Below are 885 nucleotides of genomic sequence, written 5' to 3' on the forward strand. Positions count from 1 at the left end.
TTACTTTCCTCTGCTGGTACGAGGAAAGCAGCTAATTCCTTAAAACTAGGTGAAACAAAGTAAATTACAACAAACAATGCCTGTAAAGCGATCACATCAACAAGAAGACAAAGCAATCGACTGCCTTGAACTTGATGGTAGTTCAAGTAACCAACGAGTAACAGAGTCCCTACAACCCCCTCAATAAGAAATAATGCCGAGGCAATCATTATTGAAAAATTGTTGGCATTGCTAACATTAGTTATGGCCACACACCAAAGCGTGAAAAAAGAAAATCCAAGTACGAGGTAAACATAGTTTGTAGGCGAACTACCTCGTTGCTTTAACGACCATATACCTGAATAGAAGATAAGGAGGAACGCCAGGACCAAACGACCAGAGTATGTTGGCAAAAAAGTGAAAGACACACTAAAGACAAAGAGGAACGTTAAAACAAATAACAAAACAGTAATTGGTCGATAGTTTAGTTTGCTACTGAAAACACGTGGCATATAGGGTGAATATCATAAATAGAATAAGGCTGATGGCCTAAAACTTATTTTGCCAATCCATAAAACCAGACTGACCAGAGACTAGTTGACGATTTTTATTAATAGGGTCTAACACCTATCTTGAAAAAGCCTTGTTAGGTTCCAAAATATCATCGGACCCAAACACACTTTCCCTCAACCAAGTACTAATTTTCTTTTCTCAGCCAGCTTTTTCTTTATGACCGATCGAGCGCAATAACAATAGCGAGCAATCCAAACTAAGCGGCAGAACATTGTTTTTTTTGTCAGATTAGTCCACGAACTGTCAAAAAGCTCTTTAAACAATCCAACATATCCAGCATCTAGGGCTTTAACCGACAAATCAAATAGTAATTTAGACATAGCTGCACGGCAA

The 885-nt window shown here is 38.3% G+C and carries 2 protein-coding genes; both read right to left on the reverse strand.

Going from position 1 to position 885, the window contains the following annotated elements; translation table 11 throughout:
• Nucleotides 1–251, reverse strand: a 251-nt coding sequence (locus A3738_RS31900) for a hypothetical protein (protein WP_231876598.1), incomplete at its 3' end; no start/stop codon positions are given.
• 414 nt (nucleotides 252–665) lie between these two features.
• The coding region (locus tag A3738_RS31905) for a hypothetical protein (protein ID WP_231876599.1) at nucleotides 666–885 on the reverse strand (220 nt) is incomplete at its 5' end.

The organism is Oleiphilus sp. HI0066 (assembly GCF_001635725.1).